Raw genomic sequence first — 18720 nt, 5'->3', positions numbered from 1 at the left:
AATTCATTTTGATCTATTCCATAATCAGGAACTTTCAAGTTTTCACGAATTACATCAGCATTCCATTCATTTATTAGATCCTTCTCTATAGACGATTGCGATTTTTGAATTATTTCCGATGCCTGTTGAGGTACAATAGCATCAGTTTTCTTTTTGACTGATTCTGAAGCTTTTGTTTTTTTCGCTTGTTTTGTTTCAACAGTAGAGGATTCAGCAGTTGGTACTTCCTTGGCTGCATCTTCTTTTGTCTTCTTCTCAGTAGTAGTGTCTTCGGTTATGGCGTCTTGACTTTCAACAGGTTTTTCCGACGAAGCTTGAGTTTCATTAGGGACGGTTGAGAGTTGATCGTTTACTTCTGTTTCTTCAGGAACAGAAGTGCTCTCAATTACTTGTTCTTGACTAGAGCCTACTGTTTCAGAAGGGATACTTTCAGAAGTATCAGCAAATGCAGCAAGGGGGAAGCTCAATACCAACAAACTTAAAACAACCATTTTTTTCACAAGAATCACTCCTTAAACTTTTTGTAACACAATTGTAACACAAGAAATGTATTTGTAAACTAGGGGATCGAAAATAGTTGGAAAAGTTTTTTATGCTCTTTATAAAATCGATTTAGAGAATAATTGCTATTATAAAGTTCTTTTTATGTAAAAATATTATTGGAAATGTCTTATCATCTCATAGTTTTTTGGAGGAAAGAAGCCGCTCAAAACTTAGTTAATTGATTTGAGCGGCTTCTTTAGATTCGGTTAGTAGGATGTAATGCTATACGCGAAAACGACTCTCTAAAAGAATAAAGCTTGAAGTAAATAAGTAGGCTATCCAGATGATTGACAATGCAAGAGATTTCTAGCTAGATTTAGTCGACGTTGGCAGCTTTAAAAACAGCATCATAGGTTAAACCCATTTAAATTTATTTAAACAAAAAGCCACCATGTACACATCAGTTGAAACGAGTGAGAACGTTAACGGTGTACTAGTGACTTAATTATTAATTTATTTCATAAGTTAGAAAGCTTCGATGTAGCGGTTCGATGGAGATCCTTCATTCAAAAAATCTATCCTAAAAACAAAAAAAGTCACCACGCACATTCTTTTCTAAACTACCGAAGTAGCCAAGAATGCACTGGTGACGTGGGTTTGGCACCCAATGGGCCGTGAGGGGCTCGAACCCGCGACCCGCTGATTAAGAGTCAGCTGCTCTACCAACTGAGCTAACGGCCCAAACAAAGTACTTTCATATGTTAGCACTGAGAAAATAAAAAAGCAAGAATAAACTTAAAAAAATTTCGACAAAAAGCGCTTCAATTATCTAGTTTTCGAAACTATATTGTATAATTATCGTAATTTTGGTAGAATGACGATGAAAGGGGTGCAAAAAAATGGAAGAAACGAAGCTCAGATCATGGGCAGATGGTTTAAAAGAATTACGTTTGCCTCGATGGGAAGAGTTGCCCGAATTAGAATTATACATGGATCAAGTCATTACTCTTGTTGACCGCTATTTATCACCGCTGATCGAAGATGATAAGCATCAGCTTTTATCCAGTGCAATGGTCAATAATTACGTTAAACATAAATTGGTACCGTCACCAGTCAAAAAACGCTATAACCGTAATCATTTAGCTTATCTGATTGCCATTACTCTGCTTAAGCAGGTATTTGCGATTCCAGATATTAATGAGTTGATTCGGATGCAGCTGGCGATCAATGAACCTAAAGATGCTTATAACAGCTTTTGTACCGTGCAAGAAGAAGCGTTAATGCAGGTAGCCAAGATTGTGCTAGGGGAAGAAGTTAGTTTGACTCGCAGAAGTGAAGATTTTTATTACTTAGCAATGGAAAGTGCTGTCGCTTCATTTACCCAGAAAATGTTAGCTGAAAAAATCATTCAGTTGGATAAAGAGAAAGAAGGCAAAAATGATGAGTGAAAAAATTGCGATCCTAGTTGACTCTGGGACGGATGTTCCAAAAGAAGTCATAGATAATGGGCCATTTTTTATGGTACCGTTGCGGATCATTTTTAGTGACAGAGAATATAGAGACGGAATCGACATTAGTTCTGATACCATTTTTCCGTTAATCAAAAAGGAATTGCCAACGACCTCTTTACCTGATGGTGAACTGATTCATCAGGTTTTCGATGAGATCAAGGCAGAAGGCTACACGCACGTCATCATTGTGACAATCTCTAGCGGGTTGAGCGGCACTTATAATGCGCTGCGCGTGTTGGGAGAGCACTATGAAGGATTAACCTTCCAGTCGATTGATACAAAAAATGTTGGGATCGGAGCAGGAATCCTTGCAATCTATGCAGGTGATCTGGTTAAGCAAGGGAAATCCTTTACAGATGTCATTGCTGAAGTTGAAAGCAAGATCACGAAGACAAAAATCTTTTTCAACGTCGATACATTAGAGTATTTACAAAAGGGCGGGAGAATCGGACTGGTTTCATCCTTATTAGGCAGTGCGTTAAAATTAAAACCGATCATCTCATGTAATCCAGACGGAATCTATTACACAGTCGCAAAGGTGCGCGGGTTAAATAAGAGTATCGATAAGACGATTCAATTAGTGAAGGAGCACGTTGGAAATCACCAACGGTTCAATTTGGCCGTGACCCACGCGGATGCTTTGCAGACAGCGGAGAAGATCCGCCAGCGGCTGCAGGAGCTATTTCCAACAGCGGAAAATATTTATTTTGGGAAAGTTTCACCAGCACTATCTGTCCACACTGGACCAGGATCTTTAGGCGTGGTTTGCCAAGTGCTAGACTAAAAATACGAGTAAGAGGATGGGTAAAAGCTCATCTTCTTTTTTTCATTTTTTCTTAAGTAATAGTTGTAAAAAAATCGTCGTCTGTTTGAAAAGATGAAACAGGGCTGAAATTATTGTATAATAGTATGGCGTACATACAATCTTATAAAGGTATGAGGTGACTCTTAGTGAAAAAAATTCTAGTAGTTGACGATGAAAAACCGATTTCGGACATCGTGAAATTCAATTTAACCAAAGAAGGCTATGAAGTCTTCACCGCTTATGATGGTGAAGAAGCCTTGGAAAAAGTCGAAGAGGTCAATCCAGATTTGATTTTATTAGATTTGATGTTGCCAAAAAAAGACGGTTTAGAAGTGGCTCGTGAAGTACGCAAGACCCATGAAACGCCGATCATTATGGTTACCGCTAAAGACTCTGAGATCGATAAAGTTTTAGGCTTGGAATTGGGAGCCGATGATTATGTAACAAAACCATTCTCAAATCGTGAGTTAGTGGCTCGGGTGAAGGCTAATCTACGTCGTGGCGGACAAGCACCTAAGGAAGAAGAGCATACAACACAAAGTGATTTGACGATCGGTGATTTGACGATCCACCCAGATGCTTATATGGTAACCAAGCACGGAGATACGATTGAACTGACTCATCGCGAATTTGAGTTGCTGCATTATTTAGCAAAACATATTGGTCAAGTGATGACCCGTGAGCATCTGTTGCAAACGGTCTGGGGTTATGATTATTTTGGCGATGTTCGAACGGTTGATGTGACTGTGCGACGTTTACGAGAAAAAATCGAAGATAACCCAAGTCATCCAACCTATTTAGTAACCAGACGTGGCGTAGGTTATTATCTACGCAACCCTGAACAGGAGTAAGTATGGAAAAGAAAGTCCGTTTTTACCGATCAGTCAATTTCAAGATTGCTTTCTCATTTATCTTGATCTTATTGATTTCCATCGAGATCATCGGTGCCTATTTTATCCGCGGACTTGAAAAATCAACAATCGACAGCTTTACCAAAGATATGAACCAACGGGTGTCCTTATTAAGCACGACCCTCGGTGCAACGATGGCAGAGGATAGTGACAACGAAGCGGATCAGCTTCAACGTATCCTTGAAAATAATACTGCTACCGATGTTGGTGAAATGTGGGTAGTGGATGATAAAGGAATTGTCGTAGCTACGAACGATGTTGGGCAAAAAGATTCTATCGTGGGTAAGAAAAACGAGTACAGCGATATTGATGATTTTTCAATGAAGCAATATGTAACACTGGATGACAATAATAAACGGGTATATATCAATGTCCAACCTATTCAGTCCCCGACCGGCGATTCGGCTGTGATCGGGGCTCTTTATGTTAAGAGTGATATTGAACAGAAATATACCGAAATCAGCAATACCGCCCTGATCTTCTTCACAGCTTCCTTAATTGCTGGATTGATATCGATCGTAGTGGCTTTGCTGGTAGCCCGATCAATCACGAAGCCGATCAAAGAGATGCAGAAACAGGCGGTTCGGATTGCACAAGGCGATTATTCTGAAAAAGTAGATGTTCAAGGACACGATGAGCTGAGTCAGTTGGCGGAGACTTTTAACAAGTTATCTGATCGAATCGAAGATGCTCAAGATACGATGGAAGCTGAACGAAATCGATTAGACAGTGTCCTGACCCATATGACGGATGGCGTCATCGCTACTGATCGTCGTGGAAAAGTTATTACTATCAATGAAATGGCTTTGTCTTTACTGAATACTACTAGCGAACAAGCAATCGGGCAATCCATTTTGACCTTGTTGGATCTAGAAGAAGAATACACATTACGAAAATTATTAGAAACACCGGAAGAGATTTTAATCGATCGTTCGAAATCTGATTCGGAAGAAGATCGCATGACACTGCGTTCTGATTTTGCTATGATTCGACGCGAATCGGGCTTTATCAGCGGATTGGTTGTCGTAATTCATGATGTTACCGAACAGGAGAAAACGGCGGAGGAACGTCGTCAGTTTGTTTCGAATGTTTCCCATGAATTACGTACACCACTGACTAGTGTGCGCAGTTATTTAGAAGCGTTAGAGGAAGGTGCTTGGCAAGATAAGAAGATCGCGCCAGAATTTATTCATGTAACATTGGGAGAAACCGATCGAATGATTCGAATGATCAATGATTTGTTGAATCTTTCTCGAATGGATTCAGGTGCTCAGCAAATGGATCTCGAGCTTGTTAACTTCAATGAACTGGTCGATTATATTTTGGATCGTTTCGATATGATGGTGAACAGCCAAGAAAAGAATTACCGGATCGTCCGTGAGTTCACTGAACGTGATCTGTGGGTTGAAATCGATACAGATAAGATCATGCAGGTAATCGATAATATCATGAACAATGCCATCAAGTATTCACCTGATGGCGGGAAAATCGAAGTTCATCTAATGGAAACTCATAACAACGTTGTTTTGAGTATTTCGGATGAAGGTTTGGGGATTCCTAAAAAAGATTTAGAAAAGGTATTTGAACGTTTTTATCGAGTGGATAAGGCTCGTGCACGTCAACAGGGCGGCACGGGGCTTGGTCTGGCGATCTCTAAAGAAGTGATGAAAGCCCATCAAGGCCAGATATGGGTTGAAAGTGTCGAAGGTAAAGGCTCTACTTTCTATATTTCTTTACCTTATGAACCTTATGAGGAGGATATTTGGGAATGAAGATTTCAGAAAGAATCATCCGCGTGGCGCTTTTTGCCCTGATCTTACTTAGTCTCATTTTGACCTATGCCATCTGGCTCAGTCCTACCTCTAAAACAGCCGATGTCAATACTAGTAAACAAGCGGTTAAAAACGACCAAAACTACGCAAAAGCGACGGATGCCTTTTTGCCGATCCGCGGTATTTGGGATCTGGCAGAAGGCAAGTTTCAAACCAGTAGTGAAAACTTGTTGGCTACGACTCAAGCCCGTTTGACTGAAAGTACTTATGGTCAGCTTCAAGAAGTGGCTCAAGGTGAAGAAGAAATCAAAAGCTATTATAGTTTGGATAATGGTATTGAGTTAAATTATGAAGGCGGCTTTTCATTGACTGAATATGTCAAAGTTTTTGATATGCCAATCAATTTAAATTCATTGAAGGACTCAGATAAGCTGACATTTTCAAAAATTCAAGTAGATTTTTCTAAAAAGAAGATCCGCTTTTTGAATTACAGCAAAGATACTGTCTATGAAGCGACTATTTCAGCAGATTTCACTGGACTTGAAACAATCTATCAAAAAAATCAACCAAAGTTTTTGGAAATGTCGGATGAAAATCCTCTGGTCCCGCGCTTGTTGAGAACAAAGGACCGCGTTCGGTTAAAAAAATACAGCTACATTCTGACTACTCAGTCTTACTCTTTATTCCGTACTGCCTTTTTCCAGAATCCTGACCAAGCAAAAGGAGAGGAAGAAGCTAGTGGGGCACGTTCTTTTGTCAGCGGCCATGAGGAGTTAATGATGGACGAGCAGAAACGTCAGGTTACATTTGAAGGCGAGTTGCCCGAAGATTTATCGAAAGAAAGTATGTATAGCCAAAGCTTCAATTATGTCAGCCGCTTAGGAACGGCAGTAGGGAATTTGCGCTATTTTGATCATCATGAAGGGCAAGTTAATTATCGAATTTTTGTCGAAGGCTACCCAATCTTCAGTCAATCTTCAAAAGGGAAGATGGCGGTAAAAATCGGTCATGGATCGAATGGAGCGTCGACGCAAATAAGGATTGAGACGAGTATGGACACTGTTCAAGTACCGATTCCTTCAGACGAAGAAGTCGAACTGCCAAGTACCTTAGAAATTGAGAATAATCTCGCTGCAGTAGGGCTTGATCTTGATAAGGTACAAAGCTTCATCATCGGCTATACGTGGCAAGACATTGATGGTGTAAATAAATTAGTGGCGTTGACTCCAGAGTGGTTTATTAAGTATGACAATACTTGGTACCCTGCGACTCAGCTAATGCAGGGAAACCTGGAAATGGAGGCGAGCTAATTGGATTTTAGAAAAATCGAATGGATCTTCTTTCTCGTCTTTATTGGATTGAACATCTTTCTTTTCAGTATCTATTGGAATAATCAGCATGAGCAAAGTCTAGTCACCAACTCTAATCAACGAGAAGATATCATGCACCGTTTAGAAAACGATGAAATTCAAGTCAAAAAGGCTGTCTCTGATGAACATCGCGAGGGCTATTATCTGAGTGCTGAGCAAGATAAATTTGAATCTATGCTAAATGCATCAGACGATCAGACACTTACTGGCAACTGGACAATTTCAGACCGAGTTTTGACCAACTTGCCCAACGGGGAGACAGAATTTGATTTGAAAAAAGCGACTAGCAGCTTTAATCGTCTCATGAAGGATAAAGAATTCATTTTGGAGGGAACGGAATACACGTATTTGCCAGACATTTCAAAGAAAGATGATGAGCTGGGAAAAATTGTCGGTGCGCAATCCTATGAGGGAATTCCTTTTATTGATGAAACCTCTCGATTGACATTGGATATCGAAAAGAACAGTGATCAGGACCGGGTTTCGAAATATACCCAGACCCGTCTGAAAGACATCGAACCGCTGCGGGAGAAAATGACGCTGGCTTCTGAAAAAGAAATCTTGAATACCTTGTATATCAATAATAATATTCCTAGTAAATCAACGATTACGAATGTTTATCTTGGTTATTTTCGAACACTCGAAGTCCGTGAAAAGAATGTCTATGTACCTGTTTGGTTTGTTAAGATAAAGACCTCGGATAAGACGACTCAGATTGAAAAAGTCAATGCACTGAGTAATCAGGTGATCACGAATAATTTAGTTCCAAAGGTGGAAAATCCATAAAAAGGGTTGTATACTGAGGACAGTTTTAAAAGAGGGGATAAATTGCTCATGTTAGAAATGAATAATGCCTTCAATATCAGTGTTTTAGCTAGCGGCAGTACGGGGAATTCCTTGTATTTAGAAAGTCCGCAAAAAAGAATTTTAGTTGATGCTGGTTTGAGTGGGAAAAAAATCACTTCGCTATTAGCAGAAGTCGATCGAAAACCTGAGGATTTAGACGCGATCTTAGTTACTCATGAACATCGTGATCATATTCATGGTGTTGGAGTGCTTGCAAGAAAGTATAAATTACCTGTCTATGCCAACGAAAAAACTTGGGAAGCAATGGCTCCTTTGATTGGGAAAGTTGATGTGGAACAGAAGCATATTTTTGAGATGGGAAAAGTTCTTACTTTTGGTGATTTGGATATCGAAAGTTTTGGCGTTTCTCACGATGCTGCAGCACCGCAATTTTATCGTTTTTACAAAGATGGGCATTCTTTTGTCATGTTAACAGATACAGGATACGCTAGTGAACATGTTCGCGGAACAATTCGTGACGCGGATGCCTACTTGGTAGAAAGCAACCATGATTTAGAGATGTTGCGGATGGGTGCTTATCCTTGGAGTCTAAAGCAACGGATTTTAGGGGACCGCGGGCATTTGTCTAATGACGATGGTGCGCTGGTTATGACCGATATTCTTGGTGATCGGACGAAACGCATTTACTTGGGGCATTTGAGTAGAGAAAACAATATGAAAGAATTGGCACATATGACGATGGAAGAAACATTGACTCGTTATGATCTTGGTGTAAATCACCAGTTCCAAATCTTTGATACCGATCCAGATAGCGCAACTGAATTATTCGCAATCTAAAAAAGGCAGGCTTGCTTATTTGCAGGCCTGCCCTTTTTTTAACTATAAACACTGAAATGCTGGTTGAGATGTCTTGGCTCGATGATTTCATCGATCACAGCTATTGCGTAATCGGCCATGCTAATCTCACTTTGACCTTGGGCATTTTTTTGCAGGCGATCATCGCTGACTTGATAGTGACCAGTACGTTGACCATCAGGAACAAAATTTGCAGCTGGACTTAAATAAGTCCAATTGATCCGTTGAGCGGCTTTTAGATCTAAAAATGCTTGGTACATGTTATAAGCCGTTGGATAGTAGACAGCGTTTGGATCGGAAAGTTCGATCATGCGGTGATCCTCATCAATAAACAAGGAAGAGGCTCCCCCGACAACGAGTAAACGCGTGTCCGTTCCGCGCAAAATGTTGGTGAGGTGCTTCAATGATGTTTGATGCAGCTCTTCTTGACCAACTGGCGGACGAAAGGCATCTACCACGACATCAAAATACTCTACATCTTTTTTTGTCAGCTCGAATAGATCCTTCACCAAAATAGGGACTTGTACCTTTAGTTTTTCGGGGTGGCGAACGATTGCAGTAACCGCTAAATCACGAGCGAGGGCTTCGCTTAGGATTAATGATCCCGCATGTCCGGTAGCACCAATAATTGCTATTTTCAAGAAAAAACCTCCTTAGACTATTATGAATCTAAGTCTAAGGAGGTTTTTATAAAATAGCAAAGGATTAGTCTGGAAATTTTTATGATCGAAGTGCCAATTGTGTCAGGATGACCAACAGATTCATTCCCACGTGAGTAATCATCGAAGTCCAAATGCGTCCGCTATAACGATACATACCACAGAATAAAAAGCCTAATCCAGCATACAGGAGGTAGTGTCCATCATTATGGGCAAACGCGAATAAAACAGAGCTTAGTAATGCTGGCAGGAAAAATCCCAATCTTTTCTCCAGTGAGCCGAAGATTGCCCGACGAAAAACGAACTCTTCCATAATCGGTCCAGCTATCGTTGTTGCCAAAATAAAAATCATGTTGTTCATGATTAAATCCACGATATTCTGCGTGTTTTGTGAAGCAACAGATTGTCCTAGAAATTGCTGCTCGATTTGTAAAATAACCATTTGCAGTATTAAGGAAGCGGGAATTCCAACGACTCCAAGCAGAATTGTAATCAAAACATTTTTTTGTCGGGTTTCTATTTCGAATGACCGGGACTTGACTCGATAAAAGATCATTAAGATAGCGCCAAGAAAATATGTCAGTGTCGTTAACTGGATAATTTGTGAAGAAGTTATTTGCAATACACTTTGAAAAATGACTGGTGAAAACAAAACTAGTCCGTAAGTGAAAATCGTGATAAAACTATATTTTTTTTCGCTCATTATTAATCCCTTCTAAACATTTATTGTTCCCAAGTATACCATATTTCAGTAAAAACTTAGTGCAGAAAAAAATAAAAAGCAATCGAAGGACTTGCAAAAAGAAACAAAAATGGTATTATAGGAATTGTGAGTTAGCACTCGATAGCCAAGAGTGCTAACAACTTAGAAAATCATTACTAGTTGGAGGGATTTATTGTGTTAAAACCATTAGGTGATCGTGTCATTCTTGAAGTTACTCAAGAAGAAGAAAAAACAGTTGGAGGCCTAGTCCTAGCTTCAGCGGCCAAAGAAAAACCACAAACAGCTAAAGTTGTGGCTGTTGGTGAAGGCAATGTGTTGGAAAACGGTCAAAAGAGTCCAATGCCAGTAGCTGTTGGTGATACGGTAATGTTTGAAAAATACGCAGGTACAGAAGTGAAATATGAAGGCAGTGAATATTTGATCATCGCTGCAAAAGATATCATGGCAATTGTCGAATAAAAAATAATGAGGTGAAAGAATCATGGCAAAAGATATTAAATTTTCTGAAGATGCTCGCGCAGCAATGTTACGTGGGGTAGACAAATTAGCTGATACAGTGAAAGTTACATTAGGACCAAAAGGACGTAATGTTGTTCTAGAAAAATCTTACGGTTCACCATTGATTACAAATGACGGTGTTACTATTGCAAAAGACATCGAATTAGATGATCATTTTGAAAACATGGGAGCAAAATTAGTTTCTGAAGTTGCTTCTAAAACAAATGATATTGCTGGAGACGGTACAACTACAGCGACTGTTCTTACTCAAGCAATCGTCCGCGAAGGATTGAAAAACGTAACTGCTGGCGCAAACCCAATGGGAATTCGCCGCGGAATCGAATTAGCAACAAAAGCAGCAGTTGAAGAATTGCATAGCATTTCTAAAGTTGTTGATTCAAAAGATGCGATTGCACAAGTTGCGGCTGTTTCTTCTGGTAGCGAAGAAGTCGGTAAATTAATTGCTGAAGCAATGGAAAAAGTTGGTAACGACGGTGTTATCACAATTGAAGAATCTAAAGGGATCGACACTGAACTAGACGTTGTTGAAGGAATGCAATTTGATCGTGGTTACTTGTCTCAATATATGGTAACAGACAACGACAAAATGGAAGCTGCTTTAGAAAATCCATACATCTTGATCACAGATAAAAAAATCTCTAACATCCAAGATATCTTGCCATTGTTAGAACAAGTATTACAACAATCTCGTTCATTGTTAATTATCGCTGATGATGTTGATGGTGAAGCATTACCAACATTAGTATTAAACAAAATCCGCGGAACCTTTAACGTTGTTGCAGTGAAAGCTCCTGGTTTCGGTGATCGTCGTAAAGCGATGTTGGAAGATATCGCGATCTTAACTGGCGCGACTGTCATTACAGAAGACCTTGGTTTAGATCTTAAAGAAGCAACAATTGAAAACTTGGGAACTGCTGGCAAAGTGGTTGTAGATAAAGACAATACTACAATCGTCGAAGGCTCTGGCGACAAAGCTGCATTGAACGATCGCGTTGAAATGATTAAACGTCAAATCGGCGAAACAACATCTGATTTTGATCGTGAAAAATTACAAGAACGTTTAGCAAAACTTGCTGGCGGCGTAGCTGTCGTTAAAGTTGGTGCTGCTACTGAAACAGAATTAAAAGAATTAAAACTACGCATTGAAGATGCCTTGAACTCAACACGCGCTGCGGTTGAAGAAGGAATCGTATCCGGTGGTGGTACTGCTTTGGTCAATGTCATCAAGAAAGTATCTGAATTAGATGCTGAAGGCGACATTGAAACAGGGATCAAGATCGTCGTTCGTGCATTAGAAGAACCTGTTCGTCAGATTGCTGAAAATGCTGGATTTGAAGGTTCAGTTGTAATCGACAAATTGAAAAATGCCGAACGCGGTACTGGTTTCAACGCAGCATCTGGTGAATATGTCAATATGATTGATGCTGGGATCGTTGACCCAACTAAGGTTACACGTTCAGCATTGCAAAATGCCGCATCAGTATCAGCTTTATTATTAACAACTGAAGCTGTTGTTGCTGACAAACCTGTAGAAGGTGGAGCAGCAGCTGCACCAGCAATGGACCCATCTATGATGGGCGGCATGATGTAATCACGCCTTAAGGTAAAAGCCATCGAAATTCATTTCGATGGCTTTTTTTGTCAGTTCCGCTTTTCCTAATGTAAAAAGAGCGAAATCTGTTCCCATTAAAAGCCAATAAATGATTATGATGTTTAGCGGAATGATAAGACGCAGATAGTCGATGATCAAAAAACAATTGACGATGTGTTTGTATTGCCAGAGAAAGAGAGTAAAAAGCGTTCATCTCAATATTTTTTTCTTTTTCATAAAAGTTTTTGTATTGAATAAAAAACACTGGCTCGGTATGGTAAAATGTTCATTGGAAAGAAAAATAATTATAAATCACGATAAAAATATATAGATAGGAGAGCGTTGAATGAAATTAATTGAAACACCCTTGAACAGTAATGTTAACTTGGAAACACTGTATCCTAATCTAACAAAGTACTTTTTTGATAAACGGCAAGCCGTGAAATTACTAAAACTTTACGCCTATGATCGCACGAAAATAATATACGCGGATCGTTTTGACACGATTGATTTGCTGTTGTTGAATCGTAAACGCAAAATCAGTCATGAAGAGGTAGATACGATTATTCACCGTTTGTTAAAAGTCGATCGTGAAGATGTAGTGGTGAATGTAGGGTATAAAAAACAAATTATGGAAGCTGGAATGCGTCCGAAAGAATCTTATAAAGATATCATTGCGGTGGAATACAAGGTTCCAAAAAAATAGCAGCTAGACATGAGAGGCATCGAGCCTCTCTTTTTTATACATTTGAGCAGGATTATCGTCAACTTTTCTAGAGCTTTGCTGGTTGAGTTTTACCGAGAGAAATTTAATAAATCATAAGAGAGCTAAAAGTACCCTCACTGAATTCTTGTGCTATAATAATTAAAATAGTTTAATTTACTAAAAACAAATGAGGAGCATGACTATGAAAAAGTTGTACGAAGATGACAGTTTGACACTTCATACGGACCTTTATCAGATCAATATGATGAAAACTTATTGGGAGACCGGTCGCGCGGATCTACATGCCGTATTTGAGTGTTACTTCCGTAATATGCCATTTGATAATGGCTATGTCATCTTTGCTGGTCTTGAACGATTGGTGAAATATCTGGAAGATTTGACATTTAGTGAAAGTGATCTGGCTTACTTAGCTGAAGTGGAAAATTATCCAGCAGATTTTATCAATTATTTGCGTGATTTCAAATTTGCTTGCACCGTTCGTTCGGCGGTAGAAGGCGAATTGGTCTTTAGCAATGAACCGATCATTCAAGTAGAAGGACCGCTATTGCAGTGTCAATTAGTAGAAACAGCACTTTTGAATATTGTTAATTTCCAAACCTTAATCGCCACAAAAGCGGCTCGGATCAAGTCGGTTATCGGGGAAGATCCATTGTTGGAATTCGGGACACGTCGAGCACAAGAATTAGACGCAGCGCTATGGGGAACGCGGGCAGCTTATATTGGCGGTGCGGACGCTACGAGTAATGTGCGTGCAGGAAAAATCTTTGGGATTCCTGACAGTGGAACGCATGCTCATTCTTTGATCCAATCTTATGGGAATGACTATGATGGATTCAAAGCTTATGCTGAAACACATCGCGACTGTGTCTTTTTAGTCGATACCTATGATACGATCAAATCCGGTGTACCAAGTGCTATCAGAGTTGCACGAGAAATGGGCGATAAGATCAACTTTTTGGGTGTGCGGATTGATAGTGGTGATATGGCCTACATTTCAAAACGAGTACGACAGCAATTAGATGAAGCAGGCTTCCCAGATGCGAAGATCTATGCGTCGAATGATCTAGATGAAAGCACGATCTTAAACTTGAAGATGCAGCATGCGAAGATCGATGTATGGGGCGTGGGGACGAAATTGATCACCGCCTATGATCAACCAGCTCTTGGCGCGGTCTTCAAATTGGTCTCAATCGAAAATGAACAAGGCGAAATGGTGGATACCATCAAACTTTCAAGCAATGCGGAAAAAGTCACAACGCCAGGTAAAAAACAAGTGTGGCGGATCACACGTAAATCTGATGGCAAATCAGAAGGCGATTATGTGACACTATGGGATGAAGATCCTCGTGAAGAAAAAGAAATCTACATGTTCCATCCCGTATATCCTTACATCAACAAAACAGTGAAAAATTTTGAAGCACATCCAGTTCTAAAGGATATTTTTGTAGATGGAGAGCTTACCTATGAATTGCCTGATTTAGAAGTAGTTAAGCAAACGGCCAAAGACAGCTTGGATTCATTATGGGAAGAATACAAGCGCGACCTAAATCCACAAAAATATCCAGTTGATCTTTCAACAGATTGTTGGAACCATAAAAACAAAATTATGGCCCAAGTACGTAAATCTGTGGTAAAAACGAATCAAGAAGATTAGGGAGTGGATGCGTCATGACATTACAAGAGGAAATCATTAAAGAACTAGGTACGAAACCAGAAATTGACCCGCAGGAAGAAATTCGTAAGAGTATCGATTTTTTGAAAGCTTATCTTACTAAGCATCCCTTTTTAAAAACCTTTGTTTTAGGGATCAGCGGCGGACAGGACTCTTCATTAGCCGGTCGCCTGGCACAATTTACAATGGAAGAAATGCGTCAAGAAACTGGGGATAACAGCTATAAATTTATCGCTGTTCGTTTACCTTATGGTACCCAAGCAGATGAAGCGGATGCCAAACGGGCGTTGGACTTTATCAAACCAGATGTTAGCTTAAGTGTGAATATCAAAGGCGCTGTCGATGCAGAAGTATCCGCGTTAGAAGAAGCAGGTGTTGAAATCAGTGATTTCAATAAAGGCAACATCAAAGCACGCCAGCGTATGATTACTCAATATGGAATCGCCGGCGACAACCAAGGGGCTGTCATTGGAACGGATCATGCAGCTGAAAACATCACTGGATTCTTTACAAAATTTGGTGATGGCGGTGCTGATATCTTGCCATTGTTCCGCTTAAACAAGCGGCAAGGGAAAATGCTGTTGAAAGAATTGGGTGCAGATGAAGCCTTGTACTTGAAAGTTCCAACAGCTGACTTGGAAGATGGCAAGCCATTGATCGCTGATGAAGTTGCTTTAGGAGTTACTTATGACAACATTGATGATTATCTAGAAGGTAAAACGATTGATGCTCCAGCGCAGACAACGATCGAAAACTGGTGGAATAAAACTCAGCATAAACGTCATCTACCAATCACGATTTTTGATGATTTTTGGAAATAAATCGATAAGTAGAAGTCTAGTAGGGATTCGTCCCTATTAGATTTTTTTTTGCGAGTCCGACTTTTCCCAGAGGAATTAGTTTGAGAGGAGTTTTACTTTTTTTGAGTAAATGGTTGAACAAGGGCTTAGTCGGATCGTATGCGAAATGAAAATACACTACATTGAAACTGAGGTAGTTGCGAGTCCGACTTTTCCCAGAGCAATTAGTTTGAGCGAAGTTTTACTTTTTTTTGAGTAAATGGTTGAACAAGGGGCTTAGTCGGATCGTATGCGAAATGAAAATAGGCTCATTTTTCCGCTTTTTGGAAAAATGCTACATTGAAACTGAGGTAGTTGCGAGTCCGACTTTTCCCAGAGCAATCAGTTTGAGCGAAGTTTTACTTTTTTTGAGTAAATGGTTGAACAAGGGGCTTAGTCGGATCGTATGCGAAATGAAAATAGGCTCATTTTTCCGCTTTTTGGAAAAATGCTACATTGAAACTGAGGTAGTTGCGAGTCCGACTTTTCCCAGAGCAATCAGTTTGAGCGGAGTTTTACTTTTTTTGAGTAAATGGTTGAACAAGGTGCTTAGTCGGATCGTATGCGAAATGAAAATAGGCTCATTTTTCTGGTTTTAGAAAAATGTTACATCGAAACTGAGGTAGCAGTCAGTCATGCTGTCAGCATTATTATCATTTGAAGTAATAAGGAATGCTGACGCTTAGTAGGGTTGGCGTTCTTTACTTTCTGCTGATTTCTCGCTAAACTATTTAGGATGCGTCATTATTTACTAGGGTATATAGATAGGAGAGACATATGCAAAAACTTCGGAAGCTTCCTTGGCGTCCATTTTTGAAAATGATTGGCGTGCTAGGTTTGATTCTTGTTTCAAATCTTTTTTTTCAGCTCACTCAAAATGAGTTTTCTTTTGATTTAATGTTCAAATTTGCCTTTTCTTGGCACACGGAAAAATTCTTTTTAGGGTGTTTGGTCCTGCTGCTTTTCTTTGGTTGGCTCAGCAGTTTATTAGGTTCATTAAAAACTGGCAGTCTATTCTATCTTTTAGCAGTGATTGGAGTAGGGATTGGCAATTATTTGAAAATGAAGTATCGGATGGAGCCGATTTATCCGGATGATTTGAAAATGATCACCGAATTCGGGATGATCCGTGATATGGTAGGCATCCCATTATTTCTTTTATTCTTACTGCTCTTGGCAGCAGGGATTTTTTTAGTAATTTTTAGTGTAAAGAGAAGTCTGAAGCTAAGCAAGAAACAGCAATGGATGCGTTTGGCTTTCTTTATTTTGACCAGCGGACTGCTGCTGTATATTGGCAGTTTTAACCAGCAGGGCAATTTGTTGCGGAAGGCTTATAATAAAACGGCACTGTGGATTCCTTATAGCCAAAAAATGAATTACTATAATACAGGATTCATGGGGGGCTTTCTATATAATCTGCCAGTTGATGCGATGGAAAAACCAAAAAATTATTCAGAGGCAGCTGTCAAAAAAATCACCAAAGCCTATCAAGCAAAGACGAAGAACGAGTCTGGAGAAAAGCCGAATATCGTTTATGTCATGAGCGAAAGCTTTTCAGATCCAGGACGCTTGAAGGGATTGGAAATCTTTGGCGGCGATCCCTTGCAAGACTATCGTTCAGTAGCGGATAAAACGTATAGCGGACAAATGCTGTCACAAAATTACGGCGGCGGAACGGCCAATATTGAGTTTGAAGCGTTGACAGGCTTCTCAATGGAATTATTCAATGCACAGATGACGACGCCCTATACCATGCTAATGTCAGAGTTTGATTCTTTTCCTTCTATTGTAGAAACCTTGAAAGAGCGCGGCTATGAATCCACCGCTATCCATCCTTACAATACGTCAATGTATAAGCGCAAAGATGTTTATAAAACGTTCGGTTTCGATCAGTTTTTAGACGAGAGCACGATGAAGCATACGGATAAAATTGAGAACAATCCTTACATTTCTGACAAGGCGGCTTATCAAGAAATCTTTGACCAATTAGAGAGTAACAAAAAGCCGCAATTTGTCCACCTTGTGACAATGCAGACCCATATGCCTTATGAGAATAAGTACAGCGATCTGTCTTATGCTGTCAAAGGAGACAATCGATTGTCGGTACAAAGTTATGTCCAGGACATTGCGTACAGTAGTGAAGCACTAAAGGCATTTTTGGAACAACTGGATGATTTGCCTGAACGAACATTGGTGGTTTTTTGGGGCGATCATTTGCCAGGGATTTACTCAGATGAAATCCAAAAGGAAAACCAAGGACATTTATTACATGAGACAGAATTTCTGATGTACGACAATCAGCATAAACTGAATAATCAGCAGGTGACGACTAGTCCGTTTTATTTTGCGGCCGATCTTTTTCAACAAGGTAGGCTTCAAATGACTGGTTTCCAGAATTTATTAGTCGCATTGCAAAAAGAACTGCCAGCTTTTGAAAAAGGAATGTACTATCAAAATGGAAATTGGTATAAAGAAGCGCGGTTGAATCAAAAGCAAGAGAAAATCCATCAGGATTATCAAATGATTCAGTATGATATCACCGCTGGGAAACAATATAGCTTGAAGAATAAGTTCTTTGATTAATTAGAACTAGAGGAGCGAACATGGGATTTAAAAAGAAAGACAATCAGAATTATTATAATCCGCTTCGGCGGGCAATCTTAAAGCATCAGATGATCGAGCCGGGAGATAAAGTGGCAATCGGGATGAGCGGTGGCAAAGACAGCACGACATTACTCTATTTACTGGATCGGATTCGTCGACAAGGTCGGTTAGGTTTTGATTTTGAGATCGTACCAATTACGTTGGACATGGGATTTGAAGAGTGTGACATAACACCTATGCAGAAGTTTGTGGAAAGCTTGGGTTATACTTTAGAAATTGTACCGACGAATATTGCTAAAGTTGTTTTTGATATTAGAGAGGAAAAGTCGCCATGTTCTTTATGTGCTAAGCTGCGCCGAGGGATCCTTTATAATCGTGCAAGTGAACTCGGTTGCCAGAAGGTTGCTTTAGGCCATCATGTAGATGACGCATTGGAAACTTATTTTATGAACTTTTTGTTTCACGGCCGCTTAAACAGTTTCGAACCAAAAAGCTATTTATCGAAAACAAAGGTGACATTGATACGTCCGATGATCTATTTGGAAGAAAAGCAGATTATTCGACTTGTGAAACGCGAAGAACTGCCAGTCGTTTTTAACCCTTGTCCTGTGGATAAGAAGACAAAACGGGAAGAAATCAAAAACTTGGTGACAAGCGTAGCTAAAAACTACCCAGATATTCGGGAAAAGTTTATAATGGGCATGGAACAAGGAACAGCTGAAGATTTTTGGACAAAAGTCTCTGCTGGAAACTCTTACAATTAATCAATTGAAAAGTAGTGATTGTATTCCAGCCTTTTCTCATGCTATAATTCGTTTTGTATTCATGAGGGAGTAACTAGCAGCGCAAGCTGTGGCAACGCCACCAGCAA

General features: G+C 39.8%; 16 protein-coding genes, 1 tRNA gene and 1 pseudogene. 14 read left to right on the top strand and 4 right to left on the bottom strand.

Annotated elements, in window-relative coordinates; translation table 11 throughout:
- Positions 1-500: pseudogene (locus tag AC4J95_RS16595) on the bottom strand (LPXTG cell wall anchor domain-containing protein); the annotation flags it as partial.
- Positions 501-1151: 651 nt separating this feature from the next.
- Positions 1152-1224, bottom strand: a tRNA-Lys gene (locus tag AC4J95_RS16590).
- A gap of 158 nt (positions 1225-1382) precedes the next feature.
- Between AC4J95_RS16590 and AC4J95_RS16585 the strand changes: the two genes are divergently transcribed.
- From AC4J95_RS16585 to AC4J95_RS16555, 7 genes are all read left to right on the top strand, one after another.
- Positions 1383-1931, top strand: a complete 549-nt coding sequence (locus AC4J95_RS16585; RefSeq protein WP_494550811.1) for a DUF1836 domain-containing protein — start codon at positions 1383-1385, stop codon at positions 1929-1931.
- Positions 1921-2778, top strand: a complete 858-nt coding sequence (locus AC4J95_RS16580) for a DegV family protein (protein WP_494550810.1) — start codon at positions 1921-1923, stop codon at positions 2776-2778. The genes AC4J95_RS16585 and AC4J95_RS16580 overlap by 11 nt, the downstream gene beginning before the upstream one ends.
- 167 nt (positions 2779-2945) lie before the next feature.
- On the top strand, positions 2946-3650 hold the full coding sequence (gene yycF, locus AC4J95_RS16575) for a response regulator YycF (RefSeq protein WP_316404782.1): 705 nt from the start codon (positions 2946-2948) through the stop codon (positions 3648-3650).
- 2 nt (positions 3651-3652) lie between these two features.
- Positions 3653-5482, top strand: coding sequence for a cell wall metabolism sensor histidine kinase WalK (gene walK, locus AC4J95_RS16570; protein ID WP_494550809.1), 1830 nt, complete (start codon positions 3653-3655; stop codon positions 5480-5482).
- Positions 5479-6792 carry a YycH family regulatory protein gene (locus tag AC4J95_RS16565; RefSeq protein WP_494550808.1) on the top strand — a complete coding sequence of 438 codons (1314 nt, stop codon included), beginning with the start codon at positions 5479-5481 and terminating at the stop codon, positions 6790-6792. The genes walK and AC4J95_RS16565 overlap by 4 nt, the downstream gene beginning before the upstream one ends.
- On the top strand, positions 6793-7638 hold the full coding sequence (locus AC4J95_RS16560; RefSeq protein ID WP_494550807.1) for a two-component system regulatory protein YycI: 846 nt from the start codon (positions 6793-6795) through the stop codon (positions 7636-7638). It begins immediately after the preceding gene.
- 48 nt (positions 7639-7686) lie between these two features.
- Entirely contained in the window at positions 7687-8496 is an 810-nt protein-coding gene (locus tag AC4J95_RS16555; protein ID WP_494550806.1) for an MBL fold metallo-hydrolase, read from the top strand.
- A 38-nt stretch (positions 8497-8534) separates the two neighbouring features.
- Here the strand turns inward: AC4J95_RS16555 and AC4J95_RS16550 are convergent, their stop codons facing one another.
- Complete coding sequence (locus AC4J95_RS16550) at positions 8535-9155, bottom strand: NAD(P)-dependent oxidoreductase (protein WP_494550805.1); 621 nt, start codon at positions 9153-9155, stop codon at positions 8535-8537.
- 79 nt (positions 9156-9234) lie between these two features.
- Positions 9235-9876, bottom strand: a complete 642-nt coding sequence (locus AC4J95_RS16545; protein WP_494550804.1) for a CPBP family intramembrane glutamic endopeptidase — start codon at positions 9874-9876, stop codon at positions 9235-9237.
- Between the two features lie 195 nt (positions 9877-10071).
- On the opposite strand from AC4J95_RS16545, the gene groES reads away from it, so the two are divergent.
- The 7 genes from groES (at position 10072) to AC4J95_RS16510 (ending at position 18613) form a co-directional block, all read left to right on the top strand.
- Complete coding sequence (gene groES, locus AC4J95_RS16540) at positions 10072-10356, top strand: co-chaperone GroES (protein ID WP_494550803.1); 285 nt, start codon at positions 10072-10074, stop codon at positions 10354-10356.
- 22 nt (positions 10357-10378) lie between these two features.
- Positions 10379-12007, top strand: coding sequence for a chaperonin GroEL (gene groL, locus AC4J95_RS16535; protein WP_494550802.1), 1629 nt, complete (start codon positions 10379-10381; stop codon positions 12005-12007).
- A 346-nt stretch (positions 12008-12353) separates the two neighbouring features.
- A complete protein-coding gene (locus AC4J95_RS16530; protein ID WP_494550801.1) occupies positions 12354-12713 on the top strand; it encodes a DUF1827 family protein in 360 nt (119 codons plus the stop codon).
- 202 nt (positions 12714-12915) lie between these two features.
- On the top strand, positions 12916-14388 hold the full coding sequence (locus AC4J95_RS16525) for a nicotinate phosphoribosyltransferase (RefSeq protein ID WP_494550800.1): 1473 nt from the start codon (positions 12916-12918) through the stop codon (positions 14386-14388).
- A gap of 14 nt (positions 14389-14402) precedes the next feature.
- Positions 14403-15227 (top strand): NAD(+) synthase, encoded by an 825-nt coding sequence (gene nadE / locus AC4J95_RS16520; RefSeq protein WP_494550799.1) that lies wholly within the window; start codon positions 14403-14405, stop codon positions 15225-15227.
- Between the two features lie 795 nt (positions 15228-16022).
- The gene (locus AC4J95_RS16515; protein ID WP_494550798.1) at positions 16023-17828 is read left to right on the top strand and encodes an LTA synthase family protein; all 1806 of its coding nucleotides are present in this window, start codon (positions 16023-16025) and stop codon (positions 17826-17828) included.
- Between the two features lie 20 nt (positions 17829-17848).
- A complete protein-coding gene (locus AC4J95_RS16510; protein ID WP_494550797.1) occupies positions 17849-18613 on the top strand; it encodes a tRNA 2-thiocytidine biosynthesis TtcA family protein in 765 nt (254 codons plus the stop codon).
- Positions 18614-18720: the final 107 nt, after the last annotated feature.

Source organism: Enterococcus sp. GPZ-007 (assembly GCF_059374735.1).
Note: the sequence above shows the minus strand (reverse complement) of the source record. Positions and strands in the feature narration are given on the sequence as shown.